General features: G+C 41.9%; 13 protein-coding genes. 9 read left to right on the forward strand and 4 right to left on the reverse strand.

The window, feature by feature from the left end; translation table 11 throughout:
• The 7 genes from NSQ57_RS05730 (at position 1) to mmsB (ending at position 14,717) form a co-directional block, all read left to right on the forward strand.
• Positions 1-4,188, forward strand: coding sequence for a TIGR02680 family protein (locus tag NSQ57_RS05730; protein ID WP_342425762.1), 4,188 nt, complete (start codon positions 1-3; stop codon positions 4,186-4,188).
• 206 nt (positions 4,189-4,394) lie between these two features.
• The gene (locus tag NSQ57_RS05735) at positions 4,395-6,521 is read left to right on the forward strand and encodes a protein kinase (protein ID WP_342425763.1); all 2,127 of its coding nucleotides are present in this window, start codon (positions 4,395-4,397) and stop codon (positions 6,519-6,521) included.
• Positions 6,522-7,129: 608 nt separating this feature from the next.
• Entirely contained in the window at positions 7,130-9,760 is a 2,631-nt protein-coding gene (locus tag NSQ57_RS05740; protein ID WP_342425764.1) for a diadenylate cyclase, read from the forward strand.
• 408 nt (positions 9,761-10,168) lie between these two features.
• Positions 10,169-10,372, forward strand: coding sequence for a helix-turn-helix transcriptional regulator (locus NSQ57_RS05745; protein ID WP_342425765.1), 204 nt, complete (start codon positions 10,169-10,171; stop codon positions 10,370-10,372).
• A gap of 529 nt (positions 10,373-10,901) precedes the next feature.
• Complete coding sequence (chvE, locus tag NSQ57_RS05750) at positions 10,902-11,987, forward strand: multiple monosaccharide ABC transporter substrate-binding protein (protein ID WP_342425766.1); 1,086 nt, start codon at positions 10,902-10,904, stop codon at positions 11,985-11,987.
• A gap of 32 nt (positions 11,988-12,019) precedes the next feature.
• Entirely contained in the window at positions 12,020-13,570 is a 1,551-nt protein-coding gene (gene mmsA / locus NSQ57_RS05755) for a multiple monosaccharide ABC transporter ATP-binding protein (protein WP_340884599.1), read from the forward strand.
• Positions 13,554-14,717, forward strand: coding sequence for a multiple monosaccharide ABC transporter permease (gene mmsB, locus NSQ57_RS05760; RefSeq protein WP_068938496.1), 1,164 nt, complete (start codon positions 13,554-13,556; stop codon positions 14,715-14,717). The genes mmsA and mmsB overlap by 17 nt, the downstream gene beginning before the upstream one ends.
• A 105-nt stretch (positions 14,718-14,822) precedes the next feature.
• On the opposite strand, the gene NSQ57_RS05765 is transcribed toward mmsB, so the two are convergent.
• Entirely contained in the window at positions 14,823-15,722 is a 900-nt protein-coding gene (locus tag NSQ57_RS05765; RefSeq protein ID WP_342425767.1) for an SDR family oxidoreductase, read from the reverse strand.
• 76 nt (positions 15,723-15,798) lie between these two features.
• Positions 15,799-16,551 (reverse strand): MBL fold metallo-hydrolase, encoded by a 753-nt coding sequence (locus NSQ57_RS05770; RefSeq protein ID WP_165144548.1) that lies wholly within the window; start codon positions 16,549-16,551, stop codon positions 15,799-15,801.
• A gap of 159 nt (positions 16,552-16,710) precedes the next feature.
• Between NSQ57_RS05770 and NSQ57_RS05775 the strand changes: the two genes are divergently transcribed.
• Complete coding sequence (locus NSQ57_RS05775) at positions 16,711-17,136, forward strand: Lrp/AsnC family transcriptional regulator (RefSeq protein ID WP_165144551.1); 426 nt, start codon at positions 16,711-16,713, stop codon at positions 17,134-17,136.
• Positions 17,137-17,385: 249 nt separating this feature from the next.
• On the opposite strand, the gene NSQ57_RS05780 is transcribed toward NSQ57_RS05775, so the two are convergent.
• Positions 17,386-17,862 (reverse strand): GNAT family N-acetyltransferase, encoded by a 477-nt coding sequence (locus NSQ57_RS05780; protein WP_340887069.1) that lies wholly within the window; start codon positions 17,860-17,862, stop codon positions 17,386-17,388.
• Between the two features lie 133 nt (positions 17,863-17,995).
• Here NSQ57_RS05780 and NSQ57_RS05785 point away from each other — a divergent pair, with 133 nt between their 5' ends.
• On the forward strand, positions 17,996-18,922 hold the full coding sequence (locus NSQ57_RS05785) for an EcsC family protein (protein ID WP_342425768.1): 927 nt from the start codon (positions 17,996-17,998) through the stop codon (positions 18,920-18,922).
• Positions 18,923-18,972: 50 nt separating this feature from the next.
• On the opposite strand, the gene NSQ57_RS05790 is transcribed toward NSQ57_RS05785, so the two are convergent.
• The gene (locus NSQ57_RS05790; RefSeq protein WP_029516140.1) at positions 18,973-20,241 is read right to left on the reverse strand and encodes an MFS transporter; all 1,269 of its coding nucleotides are present in this window, start codon (positions 20,239-20,241) and stop codon (positions 18,973-18,975) included.
• Between the last annotated feature and the right edge of the window lie 185 nt (positions 20,242-20,426).

The following is a 20,426-nucleotide window of genomic DNA, read 5'->3' on the forward strand; positions in this document are numbered from 1 at the left end:
ATGACTAATCATACACAGCGTTGGAAGCCTCATCGCTTCATCCTATTTAACTATTGGTATTTTAATTATGAAGAATATTACTTCAAAAACGGAAGACTGTTACTGCGTGGTCATAATGGTGCGGGAAAGTCGATTGCCATGAATACGCTTTTTACATTCATGCTAGATGGAAACAAGGACCCTAAGCGGTTGGATCCATTTGAGTCAAGTGACCGCAAGTTTTATGACATCTTGCTTGGAGAAGAGTCGTTAAACAAGGACATTATCGAGCGCATTGGTTATGTTGTGATTGAATATAAGTTGACGAACACGGAGCAGTATATCACGACGGGATTTGGACTGCATTCCAAACGGAAAAACAGAAGGTTGGAAGATGCCTGGGGGTTTGTGATTCATGACCGTCATCGGCGTATTGGGCGTGGACCAAATCCGATCTCACTCTATAAGGTAGAAGTACTAGATGATTCACCAGAGCAAATTCCCTTAGATAGAAAACAAATAACAACAGCAATCGGCGAGAGTGGTACGGTCGTTGATAGTAAAGATTACGCGGAACTGATTAATAAGCAACTGTTCAAGTTTCCGGATGTAATAGGACTTAAGCTTTTTACCGATGTACTCGTACGGCTTAAGAGCCCTAAATTAACCAAAGGAGGAGGGCCGGACGATTTAAAAGAAACCTTGAACGAATCATTACCGCCATTATCCGATTATGAATTGTCCGCTTTAACCACTACCGTGGAAGCACAAGACCAAACACAGCGGGAAATTCTAAAAACGCAAAACGACCTTGGTTTTGCAACGAAACTGGATAAAGGTTATGACGATTATGTTTCATACGTATTTGCGGAGAAGGCTAAGTATTATTTGGAAAGCAAAAATACGTGGGATACCATTGCTTTGGAACATCAGAGAGTAAAAAGAGATATTGAAACCAAGAGTGTCGACTATGATGAGACCGAGCAAAAACTCCGAAACATTGAACGTGAAATTGAAGGGTTGAAGCAAGCAAGGCAGGAATTGGGGCATGATAAAATAGTGGATTTGGATGATGCTTTTCAATCTGCCAGACAAGAGCTAGCGCGAATATTGAATGAGAAATCAGTCAAAAAGAATCGCTATGAGTTAAATGAAAAATCATTAATGGATGCTAATAACGAATGGCGTAATATTGAAAATGAATTGTGGGCAATTGATAAAGAACTTAAAGTCGCGATGGAGAGTCTGGAGGAACTGGGGATAGATTCGGCATTTGAAGACATCTATCTGGCATTCTCTGACCATTTCAAACGGAATGAAAAAAATGGGGATTATCTTTTTTTGAATTGGGAGTCTGAAATAAGAATCAGGCTTCAAAGACTTGGAGGACTTCTCAAACAAATTAAAGAGCTGGACCAAAAGAAGCGCGATCTAGATGGTATGAGACAACAAATTGAAGTGAAACAAGACGTTCTTGAAAACGAAAGAGAAAGGCGTACTTCTCTTGCGAATATCTATGATATGGAACGAAACAACGCTTATATAGAGCTTGAAAACTGGATGAATGAATTAACAGCTCTTGTGCTTAGCGTTAATAGTAGTACGAGTGTGAAACGGATGTTTAATGGATATCTGGAAAATGTGACTGAGGAGCAATTGATGTTGCCAATCTTGGGTGAGCGCGAAGAACAAGTGTCCCAATGCATTAAAGAGCAGGCATGGATAGAAGCACAAATTCGATTAAAGGTTGAAGAAAGAGATCTTACTAAAGAAGAAGTCGTTGTTCTTGAGGGAACTGATGAAATTGAACCTGAACTTCCGATAGCCAAGGAGAACCAGATACGGGAGTTCAAAGAAAAAGGGATACCGTATGTACCTTTTTACGCCGTGGTTGATTTCAAAAAGAATCTTACTGAGGAGCAGAAGTCACGTTTGGAATCGGTACTTACTGAAACTGGTATATTAACTTCGCTGATTGTACCCGCTAACCGTTATAACGAAGCGTTGTCTGGAACGGTTCTTAGTACTCATCAGGCTCAGGTACCAAACAATCTAACAAAGTATCTAGATGTTTCGGTTTCGGCTACTGGCGATGTGAGTCATGAAGATGTGCTAGCAGTTCTGAAGGGGATTTCAGTTTCTAATGAGGACGTCCATTTTGTAACGGCTGATGGATCATTTAAAGGTTCTTTTATAGCCGGAACTGCTTCGCAGTATGGTGTAGCCAAATATATTGGAAAGCATGCGCGGGAACAAGAGCGGCTTCGCATAATTGCAATGTTAAAAGAAAAGGTTGCTGCTCTTAAGCTTGAAATTGATAAGCTTGAAGTACTTTCTAATGAAAGTAAAACGCGACAAATAAAAATTGAAGTTGAGTACCGGTCACGCCCGAAATTTCCGGCTCTAAAGGATGCCAAAGAAAAATTTGAAGTCGTTGCAAAACGCATTGCAGAATTGTTGGAGCCTGAGATCTCGTCGTTAAATGAAAAATTCAAGGAACTGAACACGAGCGTGGAGACACAAATCAGGAACCTAAATGTAGAGTTCGAAGATATCACTATTGAGAAAAATGAGCAAGCCGTAAATGATGCGTGTGATGGCTTACGAAATTTTGAGCGAGCGTTATCAAATCTGAAGAGTTCTTATCGTTCCCGAGGGGATAAACAAAGTCTTCTAAAGAATCAAGATGACAAGATAATTACTTTTAAAGATGTTGTGGATGTGGCAAGGGCCGACGTTCTGTCACTTGATGGGCGAATCAAAAGCATAGATACACGAATAGAAAGCTATGAAAAGCAGTTACAAGATATTGGCGCGGATAATATTCGAAAGCTTGCCCAAAGTATTAACGATAAGCTGGAACAATTTCCAATAGACCAAAGGGCACTGGACAGGGAACTTAGTGAACTGAAAAACGATTTGAAAAATCTTCGTGACCGTCTTTCGACTGGTGCTCAGAAAGAACTTTTTATGCAAGAGCTTGTTTTGGCATGGGAAATTGCTTTGTTTCAAGATGTAAAAGAATTCAGTGGAAAATTTGGGCTTGAAATCGAGTCAGATACGGAATCGCTTGCTGAGAGTATCATGTCCAAGTTCGGGCAGCTCCTCTCGAAAAAGGATAGAGTAAAAAATAAAAGCGAGTTAGGCAATGTTTTCTCGGATGCGGACAAGGGTTTACCAGAATACAATTTAACGATGGAACCGTTAGAATTTGAAGTCGATTTTTCTCATATGGCTATTGAAGATGAAAGTCGTGTGGAGATGCTTAAAATGATAGCCAAACGTGAAAAAATTACACTAGAGTATCAGTCGCGTCGTGTTTCGCCCTCGTTTGCCAAAATCAAACTGACCGAGCAAGATAAAACGCTTGCAGAGGTAATGGCTGAAAAGGACCGTGAGATTTACGAAGACATCCTGATTAATCATGTGGGAGAAACCATAAAAAACAAAATTCAAAATTCAAAAGAATGGGTAGCACGTATCAATACAATAATGGAAAAGACGCAGAACTCCAGTGGACTGAAGTTTGATGTCGAATGGTCACCGAAAAAGACTAACAGTGAACAAGAACTCGATACACTAGAATTGGTTCGATTTCTAGAGAAGGATCCTATGTGGCTTGCGGATCCCGATAGGAAAAGGATAGCCCAGCATTTTCGTTCCAAGGTATATGAGGCGAAACGCAAAGCTGAGTTGAGCGGTACATCGACCTTCATGGAAGATATTAAGTTAGTCTTGGATTATCGAGAATGGTATGAATTCATTATTTACTACGAAAAAACAGGTGAAAAGCGCAAAGAAATGAAGAAAAGCAATTACAACACATTCTCTGGTGGTGAGCGAGCAATGGCGATGTACACGCCACTTCTAGCAGCTGTTGATGCACGTTTGCAAAGTGCTCACTGTGAAGCTCCTCGTATATTTGCATTAGACGAAGCGTTTGCAGGCGTAGATGATAACAATATCAAAGAAGCATTCAAAGTTATTGAGATGTACGACTTTGATTACACATTAAACTCTCAATCCTTATGGGGATGTTTCGATGTAGTGCCTGATCTGTCGATTTATGTTCTGAATCGAATGGGGAATTCAAATCTTGTTAATTCAATTTCTTACTCATGGAATGGCATTAAGAAGACACGTGTAGAAGAGCCTTATGAAGCAAGCGAGGACATTCAATCTTCGGTTGCTCAGGTTACATTGTTTTGAGTTATTTGGTGTTCACCACGTGCAGCGGGGGGGGGGGGGGGAATGGAATTCTTCATGAAGGTGGCAAATAGGACAAATTATGAGGAATAATGTGACAAGATGATGGGTTTTCTATTACCCTTACGTTCTCTTAAAAAGACGAAAGAACTTAGCATAATATGCTTGCTAAAAGCTTACAGAAAAACATGCCGGAGGAAATTGGATAGATGGAATCATCATTACAGCAATTAGTCGAGATTTTCCGGAACATCGATGGCTTTAACAGAGTGTTCTTGCTTTTTCGTCAAAAATACAGAAGTTATGGAAGAATTACCAGAAGTACGATAGTTAATCTTGAAGATCCAACATCTGATGAATTGCGGGTATTAAACGGTTTTTTTGGTTCGGTTTATGGAAATGAGAAGGTAATCCCAATTGCCGCTGACAAAATTGAAAAGGAAATTCGGAATAGTAAATATCGAGAATTATTCGATGGATATGATCTAAATGATTTATTAAAAATGTACTACGGGGGGGAATTAACTTCAAAAAGTGAAGACAAGCAGCGTTATGATACGGAAAAGAAGAAATTTTTTCAAATATTTTTGAGTGATTATCCGATGGAAAGTTCATTCTACCAATTCATTTTATTTATCAAGACTTATAAAAATGCACCATTTATTCATATTATGCACAAAAAGAGGCCGGACTCCTTAAAACATTTGCTCGAATTAATTAATAAAATATTTAATTACCTCCCTTTAAAGAGTAACATCTATTTACCAATGCTTGCTTATGAGTTTACTGGTGACTATGATTACTTCAGTCCTAAATCTGATGGCGGTAAAATGTTGTTGTTTGCATTACAAGTATTAAATCATTTGACATTAGGAACTGAACTCATTCCAAACCCAAATGAAGAACAGATAGAAGATATTTTAAAAGGGAATAATATTTTGTTCTGTCCAGGTTCTACTAAAAAAACAAATCGTTTATGGATTTTAGATAATGAAGAGGAAAGAGATTATCAATTAATTCCCTTAAAAAAGATTGGTGAAGGATCCTTTGCAGAAGTATATAGAGTGTTTGATCCTATATTAAAAAAAGAATTAGCATGTAAAGTTCTTTTCGAAAGATCCCGCATGTTTAAAAATAATGAAGTAGAAGGAGACGATCATTATCTCCGATTCAAAAGAGAAGTGAAGTTTCTAAAAGAGAAAGCTTCTCATAGAAATATAATTGAAATTAGCAAAATACAACTAGTGAATGAGCCATTCCTTTTCACAATGCCTTTGGCAGATGCTTCATTAGATGAATGGTTGGGACTGAATTCCAATATATCGGAAGATATAAGAATAAGTATTTTTAAAGATATTTTAAGTGGTATAGCTTATCTTCATGACCGCAAAATTAGTCATCGAGATTTAGCTCCTCATAATATTTTGATATTTAAAGAGAGTGACGGGACTATAGTAGTAAAAGTTGCTGATTTTGGACTAGCAAAAGATAAGCGATCACAATCGAAATCAACAGGACTCTTTGTTTATGGTTATGGAAGAGCAGGTTATACCGCGCCAGAACAATTAAACAGTTTGAAGAGTGCCGATCATTTATCTGATATTTATTCATTAGGTGCAATGCTCTATTATTTATTAAGTGGGAGATCACCAGAAGAACGATACAGGAAGACAGTAAAATATCAGCTAATTGTTATGAAGGCTATGGAGGAGGAGCGTACTAAACGGTATCAGACAACTAAAGAACTTATTGACGACATTAATCTTATGGATAGAAAAAGTATGAGAAAAGAAAATTTTCCGTTTTATAGTTTGGAAAATTATGAATTTAAAGATTTCTCGGCCGATGTTAATTATGTTTTAAAGTGTATTGCATCAGTTCAAGTTGAGGATTCTGATAGGGTTATTGAAAAGTTTATAGTACCATTCAAATCAATTCCGATAAATGTATTTGTGGAGTGTGCCAAATATGACGCACTAATGATTCCTTTTGTACAGATGACTGAAGAAAATATATCCAATATATCAAATAATAATGAAGCGGACTGGGATCAAGTATCTTTACTTATAGATTGTATTTACTATGAGACACAAAATATAGCATTACAAATAAATGTTACAAGGATATTAATGAATATTGCATTGAAATTTAATAATCTTATGGCGCAATCATTACTTGTTGGTGTCCTAGTGTCAATGAATAGTTTTACTTTAATATCTCAACAAGTAGCATTTATAATTGAAACAAATTATTCGGATTATCGTGATTTGCTGAAATGTTTGTTACAGGAAATTGAATACCCTCATGAGATACAAGGAGTATTGAATGATTACTAGTTGAAAACTTCCAACTCAAGTCCTACCTCACGGTATTGAAGGATTTCAGGGAAGCAAGAAGCAACCGAACATCCCAGCATTCGCTGGGGTCGTGAATGCAGTAAACGTTAAATGAAATCTCCAAAAAGTTATTTCTTTAGGTGTTTAATGATTGTTTTACATCCATAAAAAACAGAGATTAATTCAATCAAAAAAATAATCAGAAATGGTTTTATCATTTCAATATCGTATAACAATGTGATAATCCATAATGACAACCAACACCATTCTGCCCACCAAAAGGAATATCCAATATAATTAATTCTCGGTGAATCAGTTATCTTATATAATATTGCACCTACTAATAAGAACCCAATAGAAAAATATAATTGTTCCAGGAGTAACCCACTTTCAATGGGAAATATGTGAAACGAATAATATAAGACTCTTCAAAATATTATTTAAATAATTGTATTAAATGTTTTAAAAGTATATATTTGTTATTTTTATAGTGAGATATAAATCAATTGGATTGCATTAAATGAATTATATAGTAAAATTTACACATACGCGTAGTACTATGTAGGTAATTGGGCTATTTTTACTATTTATGGACAGGGGATAAAATTTTGCAAACCAAAATAAACAAACTCGAAATTTTAAATCAAATAATTTACGAAAATTTATCGCGAATTTTAAAGAAGCTAAACAAACGGATTCACAATAAACTGTATGCGCTTGTTTACGACAAAAATCAGACGCATGTTGAAACGATTCGAGTGAAGAGAACCGTTGCGAAAGGCGAAAAATCGACATCAATATCCCAGAATACGTTGCAAACGATGGCGAACATATATACTGAACTCAGGGTTGATCCCGCAAATACAGGGAATACCTATGACAGTATAAAAAAATATGTGAATGAGATATGGTACAAGGAGCAACATTACAAGGTTATTGGAAACAACGGGATTTCGGATAGTGAGGTTGAGAATGACGAAGGCAATATTAACGACACACGTATACTTTACGTCAACGAAATACCTTATAAAGAAGGTGAATCTACATATTCTGTTGTATACATAGTTGAAATAAGAAACGTTGAAAATGAAACCCGGCAGCTTTTTTATACAAAACCAGAAATTTCTTTTTTTAGAATGTTATTGGACTATTTTTTTAATGACTTTTTCGCTCATACTAACAACGCAGTTGAAGTGAACAACGATGACTCCATCACACGCAAATATAACGAAGATGGCATTCAGTTTAATAGAAGATTAACAAGGTTATTTTTTGGAAAAATGCAACACTATATTCAGAAAAACATTGAGTTTGATAAGTTTGGAATTGCATTTGAAAACGAACTAAGCAACGTATATTACGTCAATAGCTTGCTGGAGAAAATAGACGACATCTCTTCCTTAACCTATGAGAACTCTAGTCCCTTCGGTTCCATCTTATTCTTGAATAGTGACGTGATAGCAAATAGATCGATTATTCGATTCACAGTCAAATTTACGAAAGAGGATCGAGTTAGATTAGAGGATGCTAAGAGGATTAGAAAGTTACTGGAACTTACAAACGTGGAAAGGGACTTGTATCTGATTGGCGACGAATGGGAGATATACGGATTAGGCGAAGTGAATTGGAATTTGCAAAAAGGCACTCTAGCTCTAAGGCTCGATTTCACTGGACTATCCAAATACAATTTTGTTCTTGTGCGAACGGAAACTGAGCCTGTAAGTGAAGGCAACCTATTCGTTGAAGATGAGAAAAAGTATTACCGATCAGACCTTAGCTTAATTGAGACGAAACTCATTTCCATCTCTTTTAAAAATCCAAGATTGGGAGAGGAGGGTTACAGCACCGAAAAATTCAAAAAACTATTGAAAAATATATTTTGGGAAAATTACATTGATTACAATCAAATTAATCACAAAATGGAGAAACTCGATCAAATTGTGCGTAAAGCACGGGAACAAAAGCATGGTACTATGGTGGTGATCACTGAGAATACTACAGCAAAAGAAGAACTGAGCCATCTCAGTAAACAGTCAACACTCATTGAGCCTGGAATCATCAATCCGGAATACATAAAATTTTTAACTGCAATAGACGGGGCGATCTATTTCGATTCAGATGGCAATTGTCATGCCATCGGGGTTATTTTAGATGGAATAGCTAAAGAGGATATCGGGGACGCCAGTCGCGGAGCACGCTATAACTCAGCGCATCGTTATTTGCACAAGTTAAAAACCGATGAGCAGAAGAAATGCGTCATTGTCATTATTTCTGAGGACGGCATGGTGGATTTAATTCCGGAATTGGAGAACGAGGACATGCTCTTAGAATTAGCGGAAGATATCATAGACATAATTAATATTGAATCATTCGATGCCGATAAACTCAAAGAGAAGGAAGAAATACTACTACAATCGAAAATTGTCGACTGCGATTGGTTGTTTAATATTGCTGAGGTGTACCAAGACATTGGTAATAAAGAAAGAGCTATTGATTTTTTTGAATATGGTATCAAGCAGGCGGAGAAAAGCTTCATTCTTCCTAAAAATTATAATCTATTAGGGAATTGCTATTTTGAAACAAAGAGATTTGAGGAAGCTATAAAAATGTATGAGTTGGCACTTGAATGTATATCTATTGAACAATCTAGAAGTGTTTATCTTGGAAATATAGGTCAGGGCTACTTCGCGTTGGCGTTACAACGGGACAAATCTATAAAAGAATTTAATGAATCAATAAATAGGTTTTCCCAAAGCATTGAATTGGCGAAAACAAACTCTATAAAACCATTAAAAAGAGACTATAGCTATAGAGCTAGGTGCTATTTGGAATTAAGCGATCTAGAGAAGAATCGAGAAAAGAAAAAATTATTATTAAAGTCTGCCGTTGAAGACTATAGTCAAGCCATTATAATAGAGCCAAATGATAATATATTATATTGGAGCAGATTCTGTTGCTATGATCGATTAGGTCAAGTGAAAGATTCATGTGAGGACCTCATCCGAGCCGAGTGTATCAAACATGAGGATAAATACATTGATAATTTGACCCAATTGTTTGATAGTCAGTCTGATTTAGTTCCTGTATCGATCGAATTGTACGGAAAACTGGTCGGACAGAATGAAAGCTCACCTCAACTAGAGGAATTACTTTCAAAGTATGCTGTGAAAATTGATACAAGTAAACTTGACGAGGTTGCGGCGGCTAAAGATTCTAATATCGATGAGAATAAGGAATAAAGCTAATTGGACAATATCATTAACTTGCTGGTACAGACTGCTCAGTGAAACGACATAAACAAATAGTTCAGACTTTTGTATATCCTCTGTTAGTAGTTCATGTAACTGCTTGAAGTAAAGATTCCGTTCGGATGAGAATTGGTTGTATCTGGAGTTGTTTTTGATAAGCTCGCCATATAAAGATTCAATTCGATTACGAATCAGTGAATCGAGTAAGACTTCTAAAGAAGTATGCATAATTGAACACCATCCAATGGATTTAATTTTATGAATAAAATTTTAACTTGTTGAATATAACTTCATCATAACGAACATATAAGTTAATACATGTTGAAGATGTTTTTGATAAAGAAAATGTACTTTCATATAATTAAAGAAAATTAACTTCATGTGTGAAAGGAATATCAGATGATTAGTTACAAACCTTTTCGAAAATTATTGATCGACAGGGAAATTAAGAAGCAGGATTTACTTAAAATGACGGGGATTTCGTCTGCTACAATGGCGAAGCTCAATACGAATGAATATGTGTCATTAGAAGTAATTGATAAATTATGTACGGCTTTAGGTTGTCAACCAGGAGATTTATTGGAACACATAGCAGAGCAATGACAGATCAAGATCAAGGAAGAATTCTGATTGATCGAAGAAGTGATTCCGTCGTATAACATAAATATTCAAGCTGTGGCTCTATTGGAGCCTGGGTCTGCTATATAGTCTTTTTATCTAAAATAGGATTAGCTAGTGTTTATTTGAACCACATGTACCTGTCATTGGTGAATTGTCAATAAAAATCTAAACTCATTAGCTATCTGATATAATGATTCAACAAATTGAGACTTTGCCAATCGTGAGCAGGCTAAAGTCTTTTTTTTTCGTTTTTCAAAATATATGAGCGATCTCCCGACAATCTCCATTCTCCTCAAATCCAATCCCTCCTCCTCACCACAAAGGTTAAAATTTTATAAAAAAAGTTCAAAACCAGCAAAGACCTTTCTCGGCCTGGAATGATACCATGTGTTTGCACATAAAAAAAGGAGAGGCACTTCCTGCCTCACTTATGTAAGCGCTATCTCGTTTTAACTCTATCAGCACTTACCTTCAAATTGACCCGCATCACATGAGGAAAGGGGAACTTCATATGAAAAAAGGAGCTGTTGTCGTATGGCTTCTGGTTTTGGCCCTGATGCTTTCGGCCTGTAATTTGGCGGAGAGTGGAACGGGCAGCAAGGAAAAAGGCTATGTGGGCATTTCCATGCCGACCAAATCGTCCGAGCGTTGGGTAGGGGACGGGGAGAATATGGTCCGGTTGTTTCAGGAGCAAGGCTATAAAACGGATTTACAGTACGCCGAGGACGTAGTAGAAAACCAAATCTCCCAAATCGAAAATATGATCACCAAGGGCGTCAATGTTATGGTGATCGCTTCGGTCGACGGAAACACGCTGACGGATGTGATTCAGAAGGCACACGACCGAGGGATTCAGGTCATTTCTTATGACCGTCTGATTCGCAACACACCGTATCTGACGTATTATGCGACCTTCGATAACTTCAAGGTGGGCGTGCTACAGGCGGCGTATATTGAGAAAAAGCTGGGACTCAAGGAAGGCAAAGTCCCTTTCAATATCGAGCTGTTCGGTGGTTCACCGGATGACAATAACGCTTATTTCTTCTTTAATGGTGCGATGTCCGTACTGAAACCTTACATTGATTCCGGTAAGCTGGTCGTACGCAGCAAGCAGATGACGATGGCGCAGATCGCTACACTGCGATGGGATGGAGCATTAGCGCAGTCGCGGATGGATAATCTGCTGAGTGCCTACTATTCAGGGGCCAATCTGGACGCGGTACTATCCCCGTATGACGGCATTAGCATCGGTATCATTTCATCCCTGAAAGGGGTCGGATATGGATCAGCGAACAAGCCGCTGCCGATCATTACAGGGCAGGATGCGGAGCTGGCTTCCATCAAGTCCATTGTGGCTGGGGAGCAGACGCAAACTGTATTTAAGGATACTCGCAAGCTGGCTGAGCAAACGGTCGTAATGGCCAACAGCATTTTACAGGGCAAACAAGCGGAAGTGAATGACACCGAATCCTATAACAACGGTAAAAAGATCATTCCTGCCTACTTGCTTGATCCAATCTCGGTAGATCGGACGAATGTGGAGAAGGATATTGTCGGCAGTCACTATTACACCAAAGAGCAAATCGGACTGAAATAAGTGTAAGAATCCAACCGAAAGGAGCGTATCCCATGACTGGAATCATTTTGGAAATGAAGGGAATTACCAAAACCTTTCCCGGCGTGAAGGCATTGGAAAATGTAAATCTCAAGGTCAAGGAAGGCGAAATCCATTCCTTGTGCGGTGAGAATGGTGCGGGCAAGTCGACGCTGATGAAGGTACTAAGCGGTGTATATCCGCATGGAACCTATGAAGGGGATATTGTTTTCCAGGGCAAAACGTGTGAGTTCAAGGATATCAAGCAGAGCGAGGAACTAGGCATTGTCATTATCCATCAGGAGTTGGCACTGATCCCGTATCTCTCAATTGCGGAAAATATTTATCTGGGCAACGAACGCGCCAACGGCGGTGTGATTGATTGGAAAGAGACTTTTGTGGGTACACGCGATCTGCTGTCCAAGGTCGGTTTGAGTGAGAATCCCAATACATTAGTTACGAACATCGGGGTCGGGAAGCAACAACTGGTCGAAATTGCGAAAGCGCTATCTAAAAAGGTAAAGCTGCTTATTCTCGATGAACCGACAGCGGCGTTGAATGAGGATGATAGTGAAAATCTGCTTAATTTGATGCTGGAATTTAAAAGGCAGGGTATTTCCTGCATTCTCATCTCCCATAAGCTGAATGAGGTCGCGAAGGTGTCAGATTCGATCACGATTTTGCGTGACGGGAAGACGATTGAGACACTGGATATGAAAAAGGATGAGGTTACGGAGGATCGGATCATTAGCGGGATGGTTGGACGTGATCTGACCAGCCGTTATCCAGAGCGTCATGCCAAGATTGGCAAAGTCGTTCTGGAAGTGAAGGATTGGACGGTGTATCACGAGCATCATGCAGACCGTAAGGTGCTGGATCAGGTGAATTTGAACATCCGTCGCGGTGAAATTGTCGGGATTGCCGGACTGATGGGAGCGGGACGGACCGAGCTGGCGATGAGCATTTTTGGCAAGTCGTATGGACGTAACATCTCTGGTCAGCTGATTAAAGACGGCAAGCCGATCCAGAACAACACGGTTACGGACGCGATCAACAACGGCTTTGCCTATGTAACAGAGGATCGCAAGGAGTATGGCCTCATCCTAATGGATGATATCAAGCGTAATATTTCGCTGACTGGCCTGAACAAGCTGACGAAGGGCGCTGTCGTCAATGAGCAGGAGGAAGTCGTCATTGCAGAGGAAATGAAAAAAAGCATGAACATCAAAGCGCCGAGTATTTTACAGAAAACAGGTAATCTGAGTGGCGGCAATCAGCAGAAGGTGGTGCTGAGCAAATGGATTTTCGCCGGACCGGATATTCTGATTCTGGATGAGCCGACACGCGGCATTGATGTGGGCGCCAAATATGAAATTTACACGATTATTCATCGACTTGCCGCTGAAGGCAAGGGAGTGCTGGTCATTTCGTCCGAGCTGCCAGAGGTACTAGGCTTGTGTGACCGGATTTATGTCATGAATGCTGGGCGGATCACTGGAGAGGTTAGCCGTGAGGACGCGTCGCAGGAAACGTTGATGAGATATATGACCAAGTCAGGAGGCGTGAAGCATGGAAACCATAACTAAACTATTTAAAAATAACATCCGCCAATATGGCATGATGATTGCGCTGGTCGTCATTATGATTTTGTTCGAGGTACTGACGGGCGGCCTGCTGTTGAAGCCGATTAATATTACCAATCTGATTCTGCAAAACAGCTATATTCTCGTGCTGGCCATCGGGATGGTGCTGGTCATCATCACTGGACATATTGATTTGTCCGTCGGCTCCATAGCCGCTTTTGTCGGTGCGGTTGCCGCCATCATGATGGTCGACTGGCAGCTTCCAGCATGGATCGCTGTCATTGCATCTTTGCTGGTCGGGGCGTTAATCGGCGCTTGGCAAGGATTCTGGGTCGCTTATGTACGGATTCCGGCGTTTATCGTAACTTTGGCAGGAATGCTGCTCTTCCGCGGATTGACAATGATCGTGCTGGAAGGCCAATCTATCTCTCCATTTCCGGGGGGCTTCCAGAAAATCAGTTCAGGCTTCCTGCCGGATTTTTCATCTACCGGTTATAACCTGGTATCCATCATTGTCGGCATTGCGCTCACGGTATGGTTTATCGTGAACGAAATTCGCGAACGTCGTTCTCAGCTTAAATATGGATTTGAGGTTCCGTCACAGACATTATTTGTACTCAAGCTGATTGTGGTAGCTGCGGTCATCAATCTGTTCACCTTTATGCTTGCGAGCTATGCGGGGATTCCTAACATTCTCGTGCTGCTGTTCATACTGATCGTTGTGTACTCCTTCGTCATGAACCGCACGATTATGGGTCGTCATGTGTATGCGTTGGGTGGAAATGAAAAGGCAGCGGGTCTGTCCGGTGTCAAAACGAAAAAAGTAACGTTCTGGGTATTCGTCAATATGGGTGTGCTGGCGGCCATTTCCGGTCTGATCTTTGCTGCACGTCTGAACGCGGCTACGCCGAGAGCGGGTACGAACTTCGAGCTAGATGCCATCGCAGCCTGCTTTATCGGTGGAGCTTCGGCGTCCGGCGGGATCGGAACCGTTTTTGGAGCCATTATCGGTGGTTTGGTCATGGGCGTACTGAATAACGGTATGTCTCTGATCGGTCTGGGTATTGACTGGCAGCAAGGAATCAAGGGCTTGGTGCTGCTGCTGGCGGTTGCCTTCGATATTTACAACAAAAACAAAAGATCTGCTTAAGCTCAGATTCGGTATCGTAAGACAAGAAAACCTCCAGTTCCACTAGAAATGTGGATGCTGGAGGTTTTCTTGCTTGTTGGGTCTTGTGGCTATCAGCCAACGAAACTAAGTCGTGACCATTTGGCCGCCGTTTATATGCAGCGTTTGGCCTGTAATGTAGGAACCGTCATCCGAAGCCAGCAGCACATAGGCAGGAGCCAATTCATAAGGCTGCCCGGCACGCTTCATTGGTGTATTGCTGCCGAAGGTGCGAATGACTTCAGGCGACTGTGTGGCCGGATTCAGCGGAGTCCAGATCGGACCGGGAGCAATCGCATTCACGCGAATACCCTGATCGACCAGATTATTAGCCAAAGCGCGGGTGAAGCTGACGATAGCTCCTTTGGTAGCTGAATAATCAATCATATTCTTTTGACCCACATAGGCTGTCACCGATGCCGTATTGACGATGCTGGCCCCAGCCCGCATATACGGCAATGCTTCTGTAGTCATATGGAAGAAGGAAATAATATTCGTATCAAACGTATCACGAAGCTGCTGCTCACTGATATCCAGATACGATTCGCGCACAAACTGAATACCTAGGTTGTTAATCAGGATGTCAATACGACCAAAGGTTTCCATCGTTTGTTGAACAACCAGACAGCAGTTGCTTTTTAGCCTTAGATCCCCCGGAATTAACAAACAACGTCGGCCAAGCCTGTGAATGACATCACGGGTTTCCATAGCATCTCGATGCTCATCGAGATAGGCAATGACCACATCGGCCTCTTCCTTGGCAAATGCCACTGCAACCGCGCGACCAATACCACTGTCCCCACCGCTAATAATAGCCACCCGATCCTGAAGCTTTCCAGTGCCGATATACTTTGGATTATCATAAATAGGGCGTGGAACCATTAGGTATTCCAACCCCGGCTGTCTATATTGATGCTGGGGAGGAAAAGTAATCGGAACTTCTTTACATTGGGTTTCTGTACCGTAATTAGGATATTGCCAATTCATCGATAATCCCTTCTTTATACGTTTTGAAATCCAATATATTCAAAATAGGCGCAAACGGTGACTCAGGACGATTGCCTTACTCCGAAACCGTCGCTCCATCTGCCGGAATATGGACGCGCCCCTTTAAACCTTCACGGTTGATATGTTCCGTAAGCTCTGAGCGAGTTAGTAGACAATGATTGATTGCTTCCATGTGGACAGCCACGATTTGTGTATAAGGGGCATGTTGTGCTACCGCCGTTACATCTTGGGCAGTCATAATAATGGGATCACCTACCGTAAACCGTGCTCCTCCAGCGTTCACAATTGTCCAGTCAGGACGGTATTTATCCAGTGTTTCCGCGACTTCACTGCACCAGATCGTATCCCCGGCCAAATAGACGACAGGTTCACCTGGTGCCTGAAAAACAAAGCCGGATACGGGTCCCATCTGCTCCCCGATTTCTCCGGTGCCGTGATGCCCGGTTGTACGGATAATCTCAATTTCTCCCACAGAACCAGCCAACGGAATCGGGGTAACCTGTGTAAAACCATCAGCAGTGATTTGTTCTTCATTTCCGGGCTGGCAGAAGACAGGAATTTGTTTGTCCAACCAGCGTACTGCTGCCGGGTCCCAATGATCGGGATGTAAATGTGTGACGATGACAACGTCAGGCTGTCCGAGTGCCTGCCATTGTGGCGGCAAGGGAACCAGCGGATTACGGCGGGCATTTTCCGTATTGGGGACCGGCGGATTTGCGCCAGCATCGCTCAACATCGGATCGATCAGAAATTTTATTCCAGCGTATTCCAGCCATAAGGTTGCGTTACGGATTAGTGTGATTTTCATATATGAAAGCTCCTTTGTGATGAATGTTATTTTTGACCAAGTGTATTTTCGGTAGTTCATTGTTTCTGTTACAATCATATCTGACGCAAGGAGCTACAGGCTACGGTTTGCTGAAAGGAAAATCAGCATTATCGTTTCATCATGAAAGGAAAAATAACTATGGAACTATTCGCACCTGATGACACCGATCTGCGCATTCTTCATCATTTAATTGAAGACAGCTCTTTATCGCACAAGGAGATCGGCCAGCTTGTTCATTTGACAGGCCAAGCCGTAGGGGCGCGTGTTCGAAGAATGCAGGATGCGGGCATTATCGAAGGCTATACGCTGCGCTGGAACCCTGAAAAAATTGGACAGACGATTCATGCCTTTATTACGGTTTTTTTGAATTCAGGAACGACTCACAGTGCTTTCCAGGCTTTTGCACGGGAGCATCCCTATATTGTTGAAATCCACCGGGTGAGTGGGGAGGGCTGTTATTGGATGCGGGTGCGCATGTCCTCACAGACAGAGTTAAATACCATGCTGGATGAGCTTACGAAGTTTGGTAATTACAAATTGAGTTTTTCAATTGGTGAGATTTAACGATAAAAGCTTTCGGCGTTGGTGCCGAAAGCTTTTCTATTTGGGCGAGGGCTATCGAGGTCAACTTATAGTGTGTGTTCAAAAAAACGGCTTTTCAGGACCGAGAAGGTTGGATGAAGCTAGGGACAGAGTAGCGGAGCGTAGACAGATCTACGTGAGCAACGGAAGGCCCGGCTGAATTCAAGATTCGACGTCGAATCCGCTTCTTGAATAGCTTCGTTATGGAAAGACGACTTTTTGAACAACCTCTTATAGGCTCATTTTAAAAATATGCTGCAAGCCGTGTTGACCCATTTTAGTGTCACCTTCATCTATAAAGCCGCATTTGCGATACAGACTTTGGGCAGACAGATTACGGGCATTGACGCCCAGTACAATCTCGCGAATATGTGGGAAGTGTCTGGCGATGAACTGTGGTAGTAGAAGCAGCCCTTTTTTGGCGAATCCTTGTCCCTGATCTGCGTAATGAATAGAGAACGCGCGTAGCAGCAGTGCCTCAGAAGTATTCGTATAGTCCGCTAATTCATCCCCATTGTATAAAATGAAAAATCCAACGGGTCTTCTAGTAGCCGTAATCACGACAGGATGGCGGTGCGGATCTTCCTTGGCCAGTATGAGCATTTCATCCGGCATTCCAGTAAACTGCTTCTGCTCCTCAGGTAAGTAGAAGGTATGTAAAATGGCATCATGCCCACAATGGTAAGGGACAAGCTCTACATTATTCATCATTACACTCCGATCTGTATGGATTTTTAACTTTCTTTATCATCTAGTTTGCTAAAAAAAGAAACCTGAACTCGCCTTGCTTACGTATTACCCATACATAAACTAGCATAGTCAAAAGGAGACGTCTACGCTTATGAAGCAGCTTACAGAATATCGGGAAAGCCAGGACGTATTGCGTCATGAGTTGAAGAATATTGAAAAATGGGAGAAGGAACAGAAGGACATTTTTTTCTGGGAAAAAATCGGCAGATGGCCTTTTATGTTGCTGGATCGGCTGACGCCCAAAATCATTAAAGACAAGCTGGAGCAACTCCTTAACGAGTTGGGTAGCTTCATTCAGAACGGCGGCAAATATTTGGTGAAGGAAGAAACGGTTCTGAACAGGCTGAAAAAGACGGCCCATGAACATGTCATTCAGCAAAATGGTGCAGATTCCGCTTCGGATACGCAGGACCTGCCTCGTGCCGGGGAAAACGTTGATTCAGAATATAGTGTCGAACCTATGTGGGAGTTGAAGCAGGCGGCTGAGCTCCCGCTAACCATCATGGATCGGACTGCCGACGATATGACATCGGCTCGCATTACCTTTGCCACCGCTCAGGGAGCAACAACGGGGATTGGTGGTGTGTTTACGATTGCGGCGGATATTCCTCTTTTGCTCGGCTTGTCGCTCAAAGTGCTTCAGGAAATAGCCTTGTGCTATGGCTTTAATCCCCATGATAAGCAGGAACGCATTTTTATTATTAAATGTATGCAATTTGCTTCATCCGATATTGTGGGGAAGAAGGCCGTATTAGAGGAGCTGGCTTTGTTCGATGATCCTTCACGTCAGGCACAGGTTTTTTCCCAGATGCAGGGATGGAGAGAGGTCATTAACACCTATCGTGATCAGTTTGGATGGAAAAAGCTGCTTCAAATGGTCCCGATTGCGGGCATTTTGTTCGGGTCTATCGCGAATCGAAGTGCTATTAGTGATGTAGCTGAAGCAGGGAAAATGCTGTATCGGAAGCGTCGGATTGTGATGCGTTTGGCAGAAGTAGAGAGTGAGGAATCACGTTAGTTGGCTATAAAGGTGTGCAGCGGCCAGGATGGCCGCCACACGTTAGCCTGTTACACTTCGGCTCCATTTTCTTCCGCCCAGCGGTTCAGGGTTTTATCTGTAGGAAGCAGGAAGGTTAAGATGCCGAGCAGTGGCAAAAAGCCGCATAGGAACATGATGTGGGTGATGCCTACTTTGTCGATCCAGTTGCCGAGTACGAGTGCGCCCACACCACCAAGGCCAAAAGCCAGGCCCGTAATGAGACCAGACACGGTCCCGATTTTACCAGGCACAAGCATTTGTGCATATACGACTGTGACCGAAAAGCTAGACAGCATAATAAATCCGATAATTGCCAGCAGGATTGCCGTCCAGAATTGGTTAGCATAAGGTAGTGCCAGCGCGAGTGGTGCAGCTAATACCATGGACAGAAAAATCATATTGCGTTTACCAAAACGGTCCGCGAGCGGACCGCCAAAGAAGGTGCCCAGCGCTCCAGCTCCGAGGAACAGGAAAATGTAAAGCTGTGCATCAGCCAATGGCATTTTAAATACTTCCATCAGGTAAAACGAATAGTAGCTTCCGACCGAGGTCGAGTACCACGAACGGACGAATACCAGTAGAATGAGGACAATCATGGCAAACATAACGCGGTTACGCACTTCGGGCTTCATGCGGCGTGCCACCGCTTTTTTGCGTGCAATGCCTTCTGTACGTAGGACGTTACCGTACCAGCGTGCGATGAACGATTGCACCACAATTCCCGCTGCCGCAATACCTGTGAACCAGATCGCACCAAATTGTCCCAACGGGATAAAAATCCAGCTCGTGAGCATCGGCGCCAGCGATTGGCCCGCATTACCGCCAACTTGAAAAATGGATTGTGCCAATCCCCGACGCGGCCCGGCCGCCATATGGGATACGCGCGAGCCTTCAGGGTGAAAGGCAGCCGAGCCCAGACCCACAAAGATGACTGCGATCAGCACCGCTTTATAATCGGCAGCATAGGCGAGCAACAGCATGCCAGTCAGCGTAAAGCCCATGCCGATGGGAAGGATAGCGGGCGTAGGCCGTTTGTCCGAAAACAAGCCAATCACAGGCTGCATGATTGAAGCTGTAAAATTGATCGCGAATGAAATCCAGCCGATCTGCGTGTAGTTCAGGCTCATAGATTCCTTTAAGATCGGAAAGATCGCTGGAATGACCGATTGAATCGAGTCATTGAACAGATGGACGAAACTGATCGCAATCAGAATCGCAAAAACGGTGCCTTTCACTTGCGGCCCTGGGAGGGGGAGCGATTGGCCCGTTTCATTTTTTGTAGCAGATTTACTAGTCATGGCAACCTCCGAATATGTATGTATATTTTAAGATATAGGAAGCGATCCGTTTGCAGCAAATGGCTGAAAGTGGGATGAAGGCCACCTTTACTCATTACTGCTTGCCCATCCTGCTGGATACTCTTCATTGCTCCATTTAGTTAGAATTTCTAAAATGGCATATCGAAATTCAAACATTTACCATC

The sequence above is a fragment of the Paenibacillus sp. FSL L8-0502 genome (assembly GCF_038593055.1).
GTDB classification, from domain to species: domain Bacteria; phylum Bacillota; class Bacilli; order Paenibacillales; family Paenibacillaceae; genus Paenibacillus; species Paenibacillus polymyxa_D.

Excerpts from the sequence above, each read along its gene's own strand:
- NSQ57_RS05730 (WP_342425762.1), top strand. The coding sequence starts at position 1 with ATGACTAATCATACACAGCGTTGGAAGCCTCATCGCTTCATCCTATTT.
- NSQ57_RS05735 (WP_342425763.1), top strand. The coding sequence starts at position 4,395 with ATGGAATCATCATTACAGCAATTAGTCGAGATTTTCCGGAACATCGAT.
- NSQ57_RS05745 (WP_342425765.1), top strand. The coding sequence starts at position 10,169 with ATGATTAGTTACAAACCTTTTCGAAAATTATTGATCGACAGGGAAATT.
- chvE (WP_342425766.1), top strand. The coding sequence starts at position 10,902 with ATGAAAAAAGGAGCTGTTGTCGTATGGCTTCTGGTTTTGGCCCTGATG.
- mmsA (WP_340884599.1), top strand. The coding sequence starts at position 12,020 with ATGACTGGAATCATTTTGGAAATGAAGGGAATTACCAAAACCTTTCCC.
- mmsB (WP_068938496.1), top strand. The coding sequence starts at position 13,554 with ATGGAAACCATAACTAAACTATTTAAAAATAACATCCGCCAATATGGC.
- NSQ57_RS05765 (WP_342425767.1), bottom strand. The coding sequence starts at position 15,722 with ATGAATTGGCAATATCCTAATTACGGTACAGAAACCCAATGTAAAGAA.
- NSQ57_RS05770 (WP_165144548.1), bottom strand. The coding sequence starts at position 16,551 with ATGAAAATCACACTAATCCGTAACGCAACCTTATGGCTGGAATACGCT.
- NSQ57_RS05775 (WP_165144551.1), top strand. The coding sequence starts at position 16,711 with ATGGAACTATTCGCACCTGATGACACCGATCTGCGCATTCTTCATCAT.
- NSQ57_RS05780 (WP_340887069.1), bottom strand. The coding sequence starts at position 17,862 with ATGAATAATGTAGAGCTTGTCCCTTACCATTGTGGGCATGATGCCATT.
- NSQ57_RS05785 (WP_342425768.1), top strand. The coding sequence starts at position 17,996 with ATGAAGCAGCTTACAGAATATCGGGAAAGCCAGGACGTATTGCGTCAT.
- NSQ57_RS05790 (WP_029516140.1), bottom strand. The coding sequence starts at position 20,241 with ATGACTAGTAAATCTGCTACAAAAAATGAAACGGGCCAATCGCTCCCC.